The sequence below is a fragment of the Thermoflavimicrobium daqui genome (assembly GCF_003313465.1).
GTDB classification, from domain to species: Bacteria; Bacillota; Bacilli; order Thermoactinomycetales; family Thermoactinomycetaceae; genus Thermoflavimicrobium; species Thermoflavimicrobium daqui.
This window is the reverse complement of the sequence record NZ_KZ845677.1, coordinates 1-15,598: the sequence shown is the minus strand read 5'-3', so window position 1 is coordinate 15,598 and position 15,598 is coordinate 1. Positions and strand designations below refer to the sequence as shown.

Here is a 15,598-nt window from a genome sequence, read left to right as displayed (position 1 = left end):
ACAGCAAAGGAGGTGAAAGCGTTTTCTTTTTTGATGAAAGTAATCGAATTAATATTAAAAGAGGAGGTATCAAGGAAAAATGAAGAAAAAATGGTTGATTGGAAGTATTGCACTTGTTATGATTCTTTCGTTATTTTTAGCAGCATGTGGTGGAAAAAAGGATGATGCTGAAAAAGATGGAGATGGAGCCTCCGATGGTAAGCCAGTTGATGGTGGAAAATTAACTGTGGCAGAAACAGCAGCCTTTGTCGGAAAGTTTAATCCGATTCACTGGGAAGATGAAACAGACAAAGATGTTGTATACAACGTGTATGATGAATTATGGACAGAAGATAAGAATATGAATTATGTGCCACGATTAGCAGAAAAATGGGAAATAGCTTCTGATGGTAAAGCGATGACCATCTATCTGCGTAAAGATGCTAAATGGCATGATGGAAAGCCAGTGACAGCAGATGATCTCATCTTTACCTACGAGCAAATTGCTAGCCCTGAATATACAGGTGTTCGTTTTAGTTCTGTAGATATCATCAAAGGAGCAAAGCAAAAACATGATAAAAAAGCGGATAAAATTTCAGGTATTTCCAAAGTGGATGATCATACAGTCAAATTAGAATTTGAGAAAAGATTAGCAGATCCACTCGCTAAAGTATTCCGCGTTCCTATGCCAAAACATATTTTTGAAAAAATCGATCCTAAAAATATGGCGAATCATGAAGCGACCCGAAGCAAAGTCGTAGGAAACGGTCCTTTTAAGGTAAAAGAAGCGAAGCCCAATGAATATGTAATTCTAGAGAAAAACAAGGATTACTATCGAAAAGGAAAGCCGCATCTTGATCAAGTTGTATTTAAAGTTATATCCCAAGATGTAGCAGTTGGAGCTTTGAAAAAAGGGGAAGTCGATATCTATCCCAAAATACCTGGACGTGACTTTGATAAGTTGAAGAAAGATAAGAAATTAGTGACCGGAGAAGAACAAGACCTAGCTTATAACTACCTAGGATTGGATCACAACAGTCCGAAGTTTAAAGATAAACGAGTACGGCAAGCACTTGTCTATGCAACGGATCGCCAAGGAATTATTAAAGCCGTCTCTAAAGGACATGGTTATCTAATTAATCAACATATTACCAAGCTCAGTTGGGCATATAATCCTAAGTTGGAAAATGCTTATCCTTATGATCCCAATAAAGCGAAACAGCTACTGACGGAAGCGGGTTATAAAGATACCAATGGAGATGGGTTTGTCGAAGATCCACAAGGAAAACCATTTTCGATTCAACTCCATTATCCCAGTGACTCAGCCAATAGTGCCAAAACTGTACCCATTATTAAAGAAAACTGGAAAAAAGCAGGCATTAAAGCAGATATCCCACAACCACGGGAATGGAAAACGTTCTTGGAATTATTAGACCAAGGAAAGTTAGAAACCTTCTTAATGGCTTGGGGCTTAGATCCTGATCCTGATCCAACGGAAGTCTGGCGATCGAATGCTGAATTTAACAAGCTTCATTATAAAAATCCCGAAAGTGATAAGTTGATTGCGGAGCAAGCTGTGGAAATGGATAAAAATAAACGCAAGGAAATTTTAGCCAAATGGACCGAAGTGATCAATGAAGATGTTCCGCAAATCTTTTTAAATGGTCGTACCATTATGGGAGCTTGGCATAAAAAAGTAAAAGGCGTGGATTGGGATTACCGAGCGGTAGTAGGAACACTCGCTGACTGGTGGGTTACGGACGCAAAATAAGAATTAGCCCAGTTCGATTAGAAAATGGGGGCGTATTAAGCTGGTTTATCTAGCTTCGCCTCCTCTTTTTTCGACTGGGTTCGATTTGGAAGGAGGGGATTGGATGGTTAAATTCATTATTCGTCGGCTACTTGGCATGATTCCTGTGTTATTTGTGATTTCAGTCCTTCTATTCACCTTGGTTCAATCTGTTCCGGGAGATGCTTTTACTGGGGATTTGAATCCAAAGATTGACAAAAAGTATATTGATGAGATGAGAGAAAAATTTGGACTCAATAAAAGTCCAGTTGAGCAATATTTTATCTGGTTAAAGAACTTTGCCCAAGGAGAATTTGGTATTTCGTTTAAAAATAAGCTCCCTGTATCCGATCTGATTGTAGACCGGATTGGGAATACTGTCTTTTTGGCTGTGACCACCTTAATTATTACTTATCTCCTAGCGATTCCCATCGGAATCTATTCTGCAAATCGCCCGTATACCCTCTCTGATAATACGATAACAACATTCTCTTTTATTGGGCTTTCTCTGCCTACGTTTTTTGGAGCGCTACTAGCAATCTATATATTCTCTATTAATTTAGAGTGGTTTCCTTCTAGTGGTACGGTGACGGCGGGAGCGGGTTATACAGGGATTCAGTACTTGCTTGATCGATTACATCATGTCCTTCTACCTGCTGTAACATTGGCCATTTTAAGTGTGGCGAGCTATACCCGTTATATCCGGTCGAGTGTACTCGATGTAAAACAACAAGATTATGTTCGTACAGCTTATGCAAAAGGACTTCCACGTAAGAAAGTTATGCGAAAACATGTCTTACGCAATGCACTAATGCCACTAATTACCTTTTTTGGCTTAGATTTAGGTGGGTTATTTGCAGGAGCCGTATTGACAGAAACCGTATTCACTTGGCCAGGACTTGGTAGACTTATTTTTGAATCCACAGTAAACCGAGATTATCCAGTGATGATGACCTGCTATATGTTGATTGCCATCAGTATCTTAATTGGGAACCTGATAGCGGATATCCTCTATGCCAAAGCAGATCCACGAGTTCGTTATGACTAAAAGGAGGTGGGAAGACGATGCAGACAGCTCCTACAACTTCAATTTCTTCAGAAAAGGAGAAGCCTGAGAAAAAGCAACAATCACCATGGCAGTTAGCTTTAAGCCGGTTTATGAAGAATAAATTGGCTGTTGTTGGGATTATCATTTTGTTGTTGATTGTGATATTCTCAATCGCGGCTCCCATGCTTAGTGATTTTGATCCGAATAAGCCAGATGCTTATAATACCGATGCTGAACCAGATGATGTACATCTTTTAGGAACAGATGAAATCGGACGTGATGTATTAACACGTTTGTTATATGGTGGACGAATTTCCTTATTGGTAGGATTAACCTCTTCCCTAATGATTGTGGTTATTGGGGGACTGCTTGGCGCAATTGCTGGATACTATGGGAAGTGGATTGATATGATCATCATGCGAATCGTAGATATCTTACTCGTTCTTCCAACTCTGCTTTTAATGCTATTCGTCGTTACCATTATGCAAAAGACAACGATCTGGTCCTTAATTCTTGTGTTTGGATTAACTGCTTGGCCAGTAACGGCTCGATTAGTTCGTGGTGAAGTGCTTTCCATTCGTGAAAGAGAATTTATCTTAAGTGCTAAATCGATTGGGTGTAGTGATTTTCAGATTATTTTTAAGCATGTGATCCCTAACGTTTTACCAACGATCATTGTCAATGCTACTCTACTGATGGCGACGATGATTTTAGCCGAAGCAGGACTTGCATATCTAGGCTTTGGTGTAGCCCCTGAAATTACACCCACTTGGGGTAATATGTTACATTCAGCGAGCAATGTAACGGTGTTAACAGATCAACCATGGTTATGGATTCCACCAGGACTATTGGTTGTTTTAACGGTATTATCGATTAATTTTATCGGAGATGGCTTACGAGATGCCTTTGATACCAAATCAACGCGTCGTTAAGGAATAAAACCGAGTCTTGGGTTCTGTCAGGCTCGGTTTTTTTATAGTGTAGTCTTCTTGCATATATATACTATTGGACGTTGGGATATTTTGATGACTCTATTTAAATTGCTATATCAGTCTATGAATGGTAAGGTAAAAGGAATGGTGAAAACGACCCTTCTTTTAGGTACATATTAGATTGAGGAGAGAACATGGTTATGAAGCGGATTTTGGCGATCAGTGATATACATGGAGCATTGGATCAACTAGAAAACTTACTTGAAAAAGTAAAGTATGACTCAACCAAAGACCAATTGATCTTACTAGGTGATTATATTGATCGTGGGCCTAACGCTAAAGGTGTAGTTGAAAAGGTCATACAACTTAAAAGTAAAGGAGCTATTGCTCTTAAGGGAAATCATGAAGATTGGATGATTAAAGCGTTCCAAGGACAGAAAGATGTCATTTTAAAATGGATAAAAAATGGTGGAAGACAAACACTACATAGCTATGGCTTTACGATTGATCCAGAAAATATCGAAGAATCCTTCGCGAATATTCAATCTGATCTGATTCAAGAACATATCGCTTTTTTGGACTCATTGCCTCTGTATTATGAGTTAGATCCGTATATTTTTGTCCACGCTGGTGTTCATCCAACTCTTCCATTTGCTGATACGGAACATCGTACATTTCTATGGATTCGTGATGAGTTTCATCAAAACTATCAAGGTGAAAAAATAGTGGTCTTTGGGCATACACCGACTACTCGACTCCATGGTTGCGCTGATGTTTACTTTGGTAAGAATCATATTATAGGAATTGATGGAGGATGTGTTTTTGGTGGGCAATTAAATTGTCTTGAGCTACCAAGTCAACAAGTAACTTATGTAGATGGAGAGAAGCTCGAAGATGATGAATCATGATTTAAAAGAAATCCTCTATTTCGTTTTAGTTTTGGTCAATCAAAAACCGTATCCAAAGGACTTGATCTTTCTTTGGATACGGTTTTTGACGGATCTAAAGCGGGCTACGATCTAAGCATATTTCATGAAAATCTAAAGATTACTCTAAATAAACATGTTGTTTGGCTAAATAAAAAAATGGGATGATGGCAGTGATTGGATTCAAATAATAATAGATAATTCACTATTTTCATATTCTATAGCATTAGAATTGACTTGATAAGCGATGGAGTTAGAAAGAATCAAAGGGTTATTTTTATCTTTTATAAATAGATTGATAATTTACTCTATTATCCATATGTATTAGAATGGTAAAGGAGGAAAAAGAAGATAGAAGGATTGGTGAAAATGATGAAACGAATATGTGTATTTGCAGGCTCTAATCGCGGTCGTAATCAGAAATATACGGAAATGGCTATTAATCTCGGAAAAGCTTTAGCTAAAAAAGAAATAGAATTAGTATATGGTGGCTCAAGTATTGGGCTTATGGGAGTCGTAGCAGACGAAGTACTCAATCATCATGGAAAGGTGATCGGTGTAATCCCATCTGGGTTATTGCATGGAGAAATTGTTCATCAAAACTTAACTGAGCTCTATCAAGTAAAGGGGATGCATGAACGAAAAGCAAAAATGGCTGAATTATCTGATGGATTCATTGCATTACCAGGTGGATATGGTACATTTGAGGAAATATTTGAAGTATTATGTTGGGGACATCTAGGAATACATCAAAAGCCAATTGGTTTATTAAATATTGATGGTTATTATCAACCACTCATGCAGATGGTACACAATGCGATCGAAGAGGAATTTATACCGAAAACACATGATGAACTTTTTATTTTAGAAGAAGATCCAGAAAGACTCCTTGAGAAAATGAATCATTATGTCCCGCCAGCAGATGCAAATAAGTGGAGAGAATAGTTGGTATACATTTGTTGTTTGATCCCATAGGTTTAAAGATGGGATCAAACAATGAATATAATTAAACAATGAACGTGCAAATTACTTAGGCACTTAGCTTTTGATCATGGCTATGGCTCTTCTGATGCTTAGCATTTCTAAGAAAAGTGAACATATAGATGAATAAAAATAATACCATACATATTGCAGATAAACGATACATGACCGCATAGTTTGCTGCAGTTGCAATCATACCTAGAAACATAGAGCCAATAGCTACCCCTAGATCGATGGAATTAAGAAAGGCTGCGTTTGCCATTCCACGCTGTTCTGGTGAAACAAGCTTAATCGTCCATGCTTGAATAGAAGGTTGTATCATCCCATACCCAAGTCCATAAAATACAGATGATAAAATAAGCAGATTCATAGACTGAGTATAAGAGAGGATAACAAGACCTACTATAACCAAAACGGCTCCGAGTGGAAGTATGGCAATATGTCCTTTTTTGTCAAAGATCTTTCCAGAAATCGGTCGAACCAGTACAATTGCAATCGCATTACATAAGAAAAACCAGCCAACATTGGCGATATGTGTTTCTTTGCCAAATAGAGCTAAGAAGCTGATGAGACCTCCATAAGTAATCGAAAGAAGTAGATTTAAACAACAAGGAAGAAAGATTTTTTTATCGATGATTTGTATCTTCGTAGAAGCTTTGCTAGGAATTTTTTTCTGATCAAGTTGAGCAGGTGATTTTGCAGACCGAATGAGATATGAAAGCGGGAAGATCAGGATAATAAGTGAAGCAGATGCTATAACTAATGCTCCAAAACCATAATCATTTAAAAGCCATAGGCCAATCACAGGAGCAATAGACATGGATAAACTCGTTGATAATCCATAGTATCCCATTCCTTCACCCATTCTTTTAAGTGGAATGACATCGGAAACCATCGTAGGAAAAGCGGTACTAGTCATTCCAAATCCAATACCAAATATCATCCGCATCAGTAAGAGCGCAGCAATGGTACCAGACCCATAATACCCAGCTGTAGATAAAGCTACGATACATAAGCCTGCATAAAGGATGAGATTTCTACTTCCTCTTTTCAGAGCTTCGCCCGCAAAGATACGAGCTATAATTGCTGATAAGGCAAATAAACTAATGACTAGACTAATTGTGAAGTCACTTGAATTCCACTTTTCCTTAACATAGGCCGGAAAAGTAGGTGTCAGCATCTGTAAATTTAAGAATAATAATAGATTACATAAGGTTAGAAGAATAAAACTTTTAGTCCATAGTTTCTGTTGTTCCAATCATAGATCCCCCTAGTTAATCATTGATAAGAGTGTTGATATTTTCGCTAATAAGTAAAAGCTTGTTTTTAAATTGATTGATCTCAGCTTGATCCATTCCTACGGATATTTCTGCCATGATTTTCTGTTCAATAGGTAGCAATTGTTGAGCGAGGTGCTTTCCTTTGTCTGTTAAATAAATAAGGAAGGCTCTACGATCTGAAGGACTCATTTTTTTTTCAATGAGATTCTTTTTTTGTAAGCAATCTAAAATCCGTTTTGTGGTAGGTTGATCCTTTGAAGTACGAATAGCAATTTCCCTTTGATTAATCCCATCTTTTTGACTTAAACGATAGAGTACAGACCATTGTTCAGGAGTAATCTCATACTCTTTTAACCGAAGAAATAATAATTGATTCAATTTACGATAGGTTTGTGCAATCATAACCCCAATGGACTCATGGATAAAATAGGATTTCAATTTTAGCGATAACCTCCTTTTCAAACCTATTTACTTGTCATAACAATATTAAGTGAAACGAATTAATTTGTAAAGAGTATACAATCATGCTAAGGATAAATTTAAGTGGTAGATTTGTATCATTTGATCAAAAATAGATCATGAAAAAAAGCTGGTCTTCCTTGGTAAAAAGGGTGACCAGCTTTTGGTTATTTATGGCACTAAAGAGAATTTTGGATGGTTGATATTCATATTGCCCTTTTAATTACACGGCTAGGCTGAAGTAGATTTAATATAGATCGATGAGCAACTAGTTCCATGAAGATCAACGTTTCTAAAATGGTTTTATGTCTGTCTTTATTATAGATGTTTTAAGATAGTTAAAAATAGATAGTTGGAATTTCAATTTTACACCAAAAATGAATCATATAAATAGAAGACAAGGTATAACTTATAATAAGGGAGTATTTTTAGTAACTGCTATATAAAGGTTCATTGTCACTAACTAATTTTTAGACAAGGATATTTGTGCATGTGAATGTAATTTAACATATAACAACGCAATTTTTTGTTTATTTTTTATTTTTCGAAAGGGGGATTTTTTGGATGTTTGAGTATATAATGAAATTGATTGAAAAATTGGTTATAGATGGAGGATGGTTGTCGGAACTTTTTCGATATTTGATCGCAGGTGTACTTGTTGCTACTTGTATGATTTATCTAATCCGGCTTTGGCAAGGGAAGATCGATATTTTATGGCGAAAAGTGGAAGATCAAGGTCAAGTGCATATCCTTCAAGTTGATAAGAGTAATTTAGAACAGCAAGTTGAAAAGTTACAACAGGAAAAGATGGAGCTTGATCAAAAGCTAAAAGAAGTACGACTTGAGATGATGGAAAAAGATAAGACAATTCAAGAATTGCAAAAAATATTTGTTGAACTTGATGAGAAATATGATGATGAAACATATACCACTTCGCAAATCATGTATACCGCCGAAGAAATAGCTGCTGCCCTAGCCAATGAAGAAAATTTCCACTTAAAACGTGATGATATTTTTACTAATTTATTGGATTATTTAGTTAATACTATCAAAGGGTACAGAGAAAAAAATCCTCGTGTCGTTATTCATATCGAGCATCCAGAGAAAAAAGATCGTTTAATGCATTATGCACATTCCAGTGGTCATTCGCATCGTATTCGTGAATATGAACCGTTGAAAGATGGAAGTGCAGCAGGCCGGGCTTGGAGAACTTGTACTAATTACTATGTTTCCGATGTTGAGGATAAAACGTATGAGTATGATCGAAAGGTTGCCTCTAGTAAATACTATCGTACGATTCTTTGTGTTCCCTTAAAAGCAGGCAATGATCCATCGACACGGATTGGTGTTTTATCGATTACAGGTCAACCGGAAAATGCATATGAAAAGATAGAGATCGACAGAGTAGTCTTATTTGCTAGTCTCCTGTACCCCTTAGTTTATATGGACATCAAAAAAGGGGAGGTTTCCATACATGGGCGAACCTGAAAAGGTACCGAGAAAAGAGAGAAAAGAGCTTAATAAACTTTATCGAGAAGGGACGATTACGAGAAAACAACTAATGTATCGCATGAGAAATGGTTTATTTGATCACGAACGTCTAGCTACCAAGGAGAAGTTTAATCAATTTGTAAGTCGTTTAAAATAGTACATAATAAAAAGCTCGCTGGAGAATAGCGTGCTTTTTTTATTATGTACTTTTATTAAAATTATTTCGATTAACCAGAATTAGGTAATGAGAAGAGGGATTTATAATGCAAAATGAACACGAGTGAAATCAAACATGTTTCTCGGTCAGAATTCACATCAGTTTACCTTTATGTGAATAAAAAACGCTTGAATTTCAAACTTTAGAGATGAGGAGGTTTATATGACTACTTATTCACGAGTTAAGCAAACTTTGGTGAGCTTAAAAGGAGCACAAGCCAATTTAGAACGTTATAGCCTAATAGCACAAGATGAAGCAGCAAAAAAAACATTCCAGCGCAGTGCTGAAAAGCTTCAATTGATTACAGATCGTTTGCAAAAGAGAATTCAAAATATGGAATGGGAAGAACCTCAGTACAAAGGATTTTAATCAGCAAAAAGAAAGGAAGGAGAATGTGCCAAGCTGGCTAGAGATTATTATTCGTTCCCTTAGCTTTATTGTTGTAGTCATTTTTCTGACCCGAATGTTAGGAAGAAAAATGGCCGCTAGAATGACTTATTTTGATCTTATTTATGGGATTGTCATCGGGATGATCGCAGCGGCGATTTCGATTAAATTAGTGGATGTACTTTCTGGAGTTATCGCCTTGTTAACATGGAGTCTTGTCGGAATCGGTCTTAGTTACCTTTCTTTGAAGAGTAAAGGAGTTCGTGATTTAATTCATGGTCGTGAAGCAGTTGTAATTAAGCATGGAAAAATCATGGAAGATCAACTTAAAAAGATGCGCTTTAGTCCAGAAGACTTATTACAACAATTAAGACATAAACAGATATTTAACTTAGCAGATGTGGAATTTGCAGTGATGGAATCAAATGGGGAGATAAACGCTTTATTAAAATCGAACCGGCAGCCTATCACACCCAAACTATTAGGAATTCAAACCGCAGTTGAAACAGGTGCACAAACGGTTATTTTAGATGGCAATATTATAGATGAGCCGTTAACAACCATGGGGTTAAATCGAGGCTGGCTGCGAACTGAATTGGAAAAGATAGGTGTTTCACCCGAAAATATATTTCTTGCCCAAGTTGATGCAATGGGTGAATTGTATATTGATCTATTTGATGATTCAATCCAAGTTCCAAAGCCAACAGCGAAACAATTGTTATTAAATACATTAAAACAAGCCAAAGCTGACCTTGATGCTTACTCCTTGGATACAGACCATCCGCGTGCTAAACAAATGTATGAGCAGTGTGCCAGAGAATTATCATCAGTGATTTATGATGTTAAGCACTTATTAAAATGATGACAAAGGTGAATTTTTATGTCAGATAAAAAGAAAAAAAAGCTTACTCCTATCCAACAACAATATCAGGATTTTGCAGAAAAAAGAGAGCCAAAACGACCTATTATTAAAAACTGTATCTATGCTTTTTTGGTAGGGGGATTTATCTGCTTAATTGGACAGGGAATTTCAACTTTTTATATTCATTTTTTTCATTTTAACGAGAAGTCCGCAGGGGACCCTACAGTTGCAACCTTGATTTTTATTTCAGCGATGATGACAGGGCTCGGCTTTTATGATCACATTGCTCAAAAAGCAGGAGCAGGAACAATTATACCTGTTACCGGTTTTGCCAATGCGATGGCTTCCGCTGCAATCGAGCATCGATCTGAAGGATATGTATTAGGTGTAGGTGGCAATATGTTTAAATTAGCTGGCTCTGTGATTGTCTTTGGTGTATTTTCTGCGTTTGTCATTGGGATCATTAAAGTGATCATAACGAAATATTTAGGGGGATTTTAGGTGATTCAAGGAAGGACTTGGGTTTTTCAAAATAAGCCAACTATTGTTGCTTCTGCAGCAGTTGGTGGCCCGTTTGAGGCGCAAGGTCCACTGGCTGACGACTTTGATGTGCTCCATCAAGATTTATGGCTCGGACAAGAGAGCTTTGAAAAAGCTGAAAAGAAGATGTTAGAAGAAGCAAGTGAATACGCAATACACAAAGCGAATTTACAAAAAGAAGATATTCAGTTTTTTTTATCAGGAGATTTAATGAATCAGGTCATTTCGAGTAGCTTTACAGCACGAACACTAGGTGTTCCCTATTTAGGTATTTTTGGTGCTTGCTCTACCTCGATGGAGGGACTTGCCTTAGGATCACTTCTTGTCGATGGAGGATATGCCAGTCATGTACTGGCTGCAACTTCTAGTCATAATGCAGCTGCAGAAAAACAATATCGTTATCCTACAGAATACGGATCACAAAAACCGCCAACTGCTCAGTGGACAGTAACAGGAGCAGGAGCTGCAGTAGTAGCAGCTAAAGGAAGTGGTATCAAGGTTCGAGCTGCAACGATAGGTCGAGTAGTGGATATGGGGGTTTCAGATCCATTTAATATGGGAGCAGCGATGGCTCCAGCAGCTATTGATACCATCCAAACCCATTTTCGCGACTTACAACTATCACCGACATATTATGATCTCGTAGTTACCGGTGATTTAGGGAGAGTAGGGTTTAAAACCGTTTCTGATATATTAGACAAACAAGGATTAAAGTTCCCTAAAGGACTATTTAGTGACTGTGGGCTAATGATTTATCGAGAAGATCAGCCTGTACTTTCTGGAGGAAGTGGTGCAGGTTGCTCTGCCTGTGTGACATATGGACATATTTTAAGTCGGATGAGAAAAGGAGAACTAAGGAAAGTACTCATTGTCGCTACAGGCGCATTACTTTCACCGATTAGCTATCAACAAAACGAAAGTATCCCTTGTATTGCACATGCAGTAGCTATTGAGCATGAAGAGGAGGGAGAAGTATGATATTTTTATGGGCTTTTATTGTGGGTGGACTTATTTGTGTTATTGGACAAATTATGATGGATGTATTTAAGTTAACACCTGCTCATACCACCAGTACGCTGGTTGTAATCGGCGCTATTTTAGACGGATTCGGACTTTATGAACCTTTGATTAAGTTCGCTGGCGCAGGGGCAACTGTTCCAATAACCAGTTTTGGGAATTCATTGGTTCATGGGGCTATGGTCGAAGCTGAAAAGGCAGGGCTAGTTGGAGTAATCACTGGAATTTTTGAAGTAACCAGCGCAGGTATTTCAGCGGCGATTGTATTTAGTTTTCTTGCCTCTCTTATTTTTAAATCAAAAGGATAATAGCAGAGAAGGATTTATAAACTTCTCTGCTTCGTCAGAATTTAAAGGGGATGATAAAGAAAAGATCTTTATATATGATCTCATCAAGCCAAGACATTAAATATGCAACGTTATTAGATTTCGATACATCTGCGTATGATTGATCTGAAGCTTCTTTTTGAATTTGAATCATTCAATCATGAATGGTTTAGGTATGAAATATGACCCAAATTTACAGTATATTTGTTGCAGGTGGAAAAGAATTAAATCTTAGTAAAAAAGCATAGTAAATCAATCATTTGTAATTTTTATAGTGATCTTACCAAAATTCCCCCCTTTTTCCATATAAGTTAGTGCCTCTTTGATTTCAGTAATTGGATAGGAACGATCAATCACAGGGTGAATTTGATGTTGAGAGATAAATTGAAGCATATTTTGAAAGTCTTGTGGGCTACCCATGGTAGTCCCCCGAATATCAATATGTTTAAAAAATAATTTAGGTAATTGAAGTTCAGGAACAGGGCCCCCCGTTGTACCAAAGTTTACGATTCTTCCACCGGGTTTAGCAATATGAAGAAGATGGTTAAATTGGGAACCACCAACACAATCAATGATTAAGTCAGCTCCACCCATCAATTGTTTAAGCTGTTTAACCCAATCTTCTGAACGATAGTTCACTCCTCCACTAGCTCCTAACTTCTTGGCAAGCGCTAGCTTTTGATCGTTACTTGAGCTGACAAATACTTTTGCTCCATGGGCAAGCGCCATTTGTAAGGCGAATAGAGCGACTCCACTACCGATTCCCGGAATGAATACTGTATCGGATGGTTGTAGATGTCCGCGTGTAAATAATGCTCGATATGCTGTCACTCCACCTAACGGCATTGCAGCTGCTGTTTCCAAAGATAGATGTTCTGGTTTCAGGAAAATTTGCTCAGAAGGTACTAGTGTGTAATCTGCAAAGGTTCCGGCTTTTGGCATACCGAGGATAGAGAAGTTTGAACTATAATAATGAGGATTGGCTCCCCAATGAAGCGCAGGATTTATAATAACCAAGTCACCTATATTCACGTTCGTTACTTCTTTACCAATGTCTATAACTTCCCCAGCTCCATCTGACCCAAGTATTGTTGGAAGTGTCATCCCTGGGTATAATCCATATGTAATCCATAAATCACGTCGATTTAAGGCAGCATATTTCATACGAACCAACACTTCATCGGATTGAGGGACTGGTTTATCAATCTCTTCGTAACTTAACTTTTGTGGTCCACCAATTTCTCTTAAAAATACTGCTTTCACTAAATCCCTCCTTGTAATAAGTTATTCTTTATAGTCATATAAATAGGGAGATTCCTACATTTATTCTATACTTTTATGATAACACAAATTATATATAGCTTCCCTAAAGAAAATAGAGGTTGGCCTCCCCACTCCCTCCTGCTAAAGATTGGGTGCAACAGTCGATCCTACACAAAAACGGTTCGCGACTTCCTCCAAATATGATCTGGATTTCCTATCAAATGATGCAACATGCTATAAATAAAAAGCACTCTAACATAATTCGATAGAGTGCTTTCGTTTGATTATGATTTGTATTGAGGTTCTTCACTGATTACTTGTTGTTCTCTAGACTTTAATTGCTGAACTACTGTGTCCATTTGTTGTGCAAGAGAATTATACATTTGTTTTGCCTGTTGGTTATTTGTATCTAACGCGAATGACTTTAAGTTTGCTACGACTCCTTCGGCACTTGCAATAGTTTGTTGAATTTTTGTACCTACGGTCATGGGTCAAAAATCACTCCTTTACTTATGTTTTACATCCTTTATTTTTGTAGAGATTAGATAAAAATATGTGTGGAATAAAATGTATAATTGGTTAAATGTACTGTAAGAATAATTACAGTAGTACTGTAAAACAATTATGACATTTTTTAATTAAATGAAACAAAAAGCAGGATTTACTCATACAATAAGCAGAATATATAATTACCTCATTTTTAGAATAATCTGCCTAGTTAGAGGGAAAGGGGTAAATAGGTGGATATATCAGAAATCATTCGTTTCTTCGAACGTTTAGAGTCGAGCGGAGGATGGTTTTATGACTTTTTAAGCTATTTTATTGCTATTGGATTGGTTCTTGTATTTATTATTTATCTTATTCGACTATGGCGTGGAGAAATTAATTGGTTAGGTCAACGAGCAGAAGAGATTAATGAAACGGATTCCCCCCAAAGAGACGAACTAGAGAATCAAGTTACAAAGTTAATTCAAGAAAATGAACTGTTAATAAAGCAGATTAATAAAAAAGACCGAATGATTCAAAAGTTAACCAAAGAAGTAAAAGAAGTCAAACAATTATATATGGAACTGGATGAAAGATATGAAGATGAAACCTATACGATGTCACAAATTGTGTATACAGCGGAAGAGGTAGCTACAGCGATCGTAAACGAAGAAGATTTTGTAAAAAATAAAGACGACATTTATGACAATTTACTTGATTATTTGATCAATACAATTCGAGGATATCGCGAGAAAAGTCCACGAATTGTCATTCATATCCCTCATTTTACTAAAGAGGGTGTACTTATGCATTATGCCCACTCTAGTGGTTATTCTCATCGAATTAAGGAATATGAGCCGGAGATTTTCGGAAGTGCTGTAGGGCATGCTTGGCGAAATAATGAGGTTTATTATATTCCAGATGTAGAAGAGGCAGGAATTGAATTTGACCGAAATCGTCAAGCTAAAAAGAAATTTAGGAGCTTATTATGTGTACCATTAAGTGCCGGACAAGATTTTTCGACCTGTATTGGTGTTTTATCTTTGACAGGAGAGCCAGTAAATGCATATGAAAAAATAGAGAGGGAGCGCGTTGTGTTGTTTTCCAAACTACTCTACCCATTGATTTATTTTGATTTAGTTAGAAAGGGGGTTTCCGCCAATGGATTGGGTTCCCAAGAAAGTAAGACATGAGCTAAATCGCCTATATCGGATGGGCGAAATATCTAAAAAGCAGCTCATGGATCAAATGAAAAATGGTTTATTTGATCATGAGCGTCTAGCTGTAAAGAAAAAATTAAAAAGATTATTAGAAAAAAACGATTAATATCATTAGGAATAAAGAGACCAGCTAGCTGGTCTCTTTATTTCAGACTGTAGATAAACCCCTTCTGAAAAACGAATTCAGAAGGGGTTTACTAATTAATTGATAAAAAAATCGACGAAGGCGATGGTTTTTCCATCGCCAATTGGCGAGTTTCTTTAAATTCATGGCAGCGAAAAGTAGCATCGCCTGCATTTGAACTCGGCGCTTCCCACGAAGCGTTGTCCAACGCATACCATGCTTTTCTTTCATATCTGCAAAAACTCTTTCAATCGTTTCTTTTCGTTTACTA

General features: G+C 37.1%; 19 protein-coding genes. 14 read left to right on the top strand and 5 right to left on the bottom strand.

What is annotated here, in order from left to right:
- Window positions 1-79: 79 nt before the first annotated feature.
- The 5 genes from DL897_RS16565 to DL897_RS16545 all read left to right on the top strand — a co-directional run bounded on the left by DL897_RS16565 (window position 80) and on the right by DL897_RS16545 (window position 5,619).
- Entirely contained in the window at window positions 80-1,750 is a 1,671-nt protein-coding gene (locus tag DL897_RS16565) for an ABC transporter substrate-binding protein (RefSeq protein ID WP_113660237.1), read from the top strand.
- Window positions 1,751-1,853: 103 nt separating this feature from the next.
- Window positions 1,854-2,816: an ABC transporter permease gene (locus tag DL897_RS16560; RefSeq protein ID WP_113660236.1), complete on the top strand. Its 963-nt coding sequence runs from the start codon at window positions 1,854-1,856 to the stop codon at window positions 2,814-2,816.
- A 17-nt stretch (window positions 2,817-2,833) separates the two neighbouring features.
- A complete protein-coding gene (gene opp4C, locus DL897_RS16555) occupies window positions 2,834-3,748 on the top strand; it encodes an oligopeptide ABC transporter permease (RefSeq protein ID WP_113660235.1) in 915 nt (304 codons plus the stop codon).
- Window positions 3,749-3,948: 200 nt separating this feature from the next.
- Complete coding sequence (locus DL897_RS16550; protein WP_113660234.1) at window positions 3,949-4,656, top strand: metallophosphoesterase; 708 nt, start codon at window positions 3,949-3,951, stop codon at window positions 4,654-4,656.
- Window positions 4,657-5,046: 390 nt separating this feature from the next.
- Window positions 5,047-5,619, top strand: a complete 573-nt coding sequence (locus DL897_RS16545; protein ID WP_113660278.1) for an LOG family protein — start codon at window positions 5,047-5,049, stop codon at window positions 5,617-5,619.
- A gap of 85 nt (window positions 5,620-5,704) precedes the next feature.
- Here DL897_RS16545 and DL897_RS16540 read toward each other — a convergent pair whose 3' ends face one another.
- Window positions 5,705-6,913: an MFS transporter gene (locus tag DL897_RS16540; protein WP_240627483.1), complete on the bottom strand. Its 1,209-nt coding sequence runs from the start codon at window positions 6,911-6,913 to the stop codon at window positions 5,705-5,707.
- A gap of 16 nt (window positions 6,914-6,929) precedes the next feature.
- Window positions 6,930-7,373, bottom strand: a complete 444-nt coding sequence (locus DL897_RS16535; protein ID WP_240627482.1) for a MarR family winged helix-turn-helix transcriptional regulator — start codon at window positions 7,371-7,373, stop codon at window positions 6,930-6,932.
- Between the two features lie 585 nt (window positions 7,374-7,958).
- On the opposite strand from DL897_RS16535, the gene DL897_RS16530 reads away from it, so the two are divergent.
- From DL897_RS16530 to spoVAE, 7 genes are all read left to right on the top strand, one after another.
- Window positions 7,959-8,882, top strand: coding sequence for a GAF domain-containing protein (locus tag DL897_RS16530; protein WP_113660233.1), 924 nt, complete (start codon window positions 7,959-7,961; stop codon window positions 8,880-8,882).
- Window positions 8,869-9,042: a hypothetical protein gene (locus DL897_RS18390; RefSeq protein ID WP_168188852.1), complete on the top strand. Its 174-nt coding sequence runs from the start codon at window positions 8,869-8,871 to the stop codon at window positions 9,040-9,042. Before DL897_RS16530 ends, DL897_RS18390 begins: the two co-directional genes overlap by 14 nt.
- Window positions 9,043-9,264: 222 nt before the next feature.
- Window positions 9,265-9,471 carry a DUF1657 domain-containing protein gene (locus DL897_RS16525; protein ID WP_113660232.1) on the top strand — a complete coding sequence of 69 codons (207 nt, stop codon included), beginning with the start codon at window positions 9,265-9,267 and terminating at the stop codon, window positions 9,469-9,471.
- Window positions 9,472-9,496: 25 nt separating this feature from the next.
- The gene (locus DL897_RS16520) at window positions 9,497-10,351 is read left to right on the top strand and encodes a DUF421 domain-containing protein (RefSeq protein ID WP_113660231.1); all 855 of its coding nucleotides are present in this window, start codon (window positions 9,497-9,499) and stop codon (window positions 10,349-10,351) included.
- Between the two features lie 18 nt (window positions 10,352-10,369).
- Complete coding sequence (spoVAC, locus tag DL897_RS16515) at window positions 10,370-10,852, top strand: stage V sporulation protein AC (protein ID WP_113660230.1); 483 nt, start codon at window positions 10,370-10,372, stop codon at window positions 10,850-10,852.
- Window positions 10,853-11,869 (top strand): stage V sporulation protein AD, encoded by a 1,017-nt coding sequence (spoVAD, locus tag DL897_RS16510; protein ID WP_113660229.1) that lies wholly within the window; start codon window positions 10,853-10,855, stop codon window positions 11,867-11,869.
- Window positions 11,866-12,216 (top strand): stage V sporulation protein AE, encoded by a 351-nt coding sequence (spoVAE, locus tag DL897_RS16505; RefSeq protein ID WP_113660228.1) that lies wholly within the window; start codon window positions 11,866-11,868, stop codon window positions 12,214-12,216. The genes spoVAD and spoVAE overlap by 4 nt, the downstream gene beginning before the upstream one ends.
- Window positions 12,217-12,486: 270 nt before the next feature.
- On the opposite strand, the gene DL897_RS16500 is transcribed toward spoVAE, so the two are convergent.
- A complete protein-coding gene (locus tag DL897_RS16500; protein WP_113660227.1) occupies window positions 12,487-13,497 on the bottom strand; it encodes a quinone oxidoreductase family protein in 1,011 nt (336 codons plus the stop codon).
- A 284-nt stretch (window positions 13,498-13,781) separates the two neighbouring features.
- Window positions 13,782-13,985, bottom strand: coding sequence for a DUF1657 domain-containing protein (locus DL897_RS16495; RefSeq protein ID WP_113660226.1), 204 nt, complete (start codon window positions 13,983-13,985; stop codon window positions 13,782-13,784).
- 252 nt (window positions 13,986-14,237) lie between these two features.
- On the opposite strand from DL897_RS16495, the gene DL897_RS16490 reads away from it, so the two are divergent.
- A complete protein-coding gene (locus DL897_RS16490) occupies window positions 14,238-15,176 on the top strand; it encodes a GAF domain-containing protein (RefSeq protein WP_113660225.1) in 939 nt (312 codons plus the stop codon).
- Window positions 15,145-15,309, top strand: coding sequence for a hypothetical protein (locus DL897_RS18385; protein ID WP_168188851.1), 165 nt, complete (start codon window positions 15,145-15,147; stop codon window positions 15,307-15,309). Before DL897_RS16490 ends, DL897_RS18385 begins: the two co-directional genes overlap by 32 nt.
- 42 nt (window positions 15,310-15,351) lie before the next feature.
- Here the strand turns inward: DL897_RS18385 and DL897_RS18735 are convergent.
- Window positions 15,352-15,598, bottom strand: a 247-nt coding sequence (locus tag DL897_RS18735; protein ID WP_240627439.1) for a transposase, incomplete at its 5' end; no start/stop codon positions are given.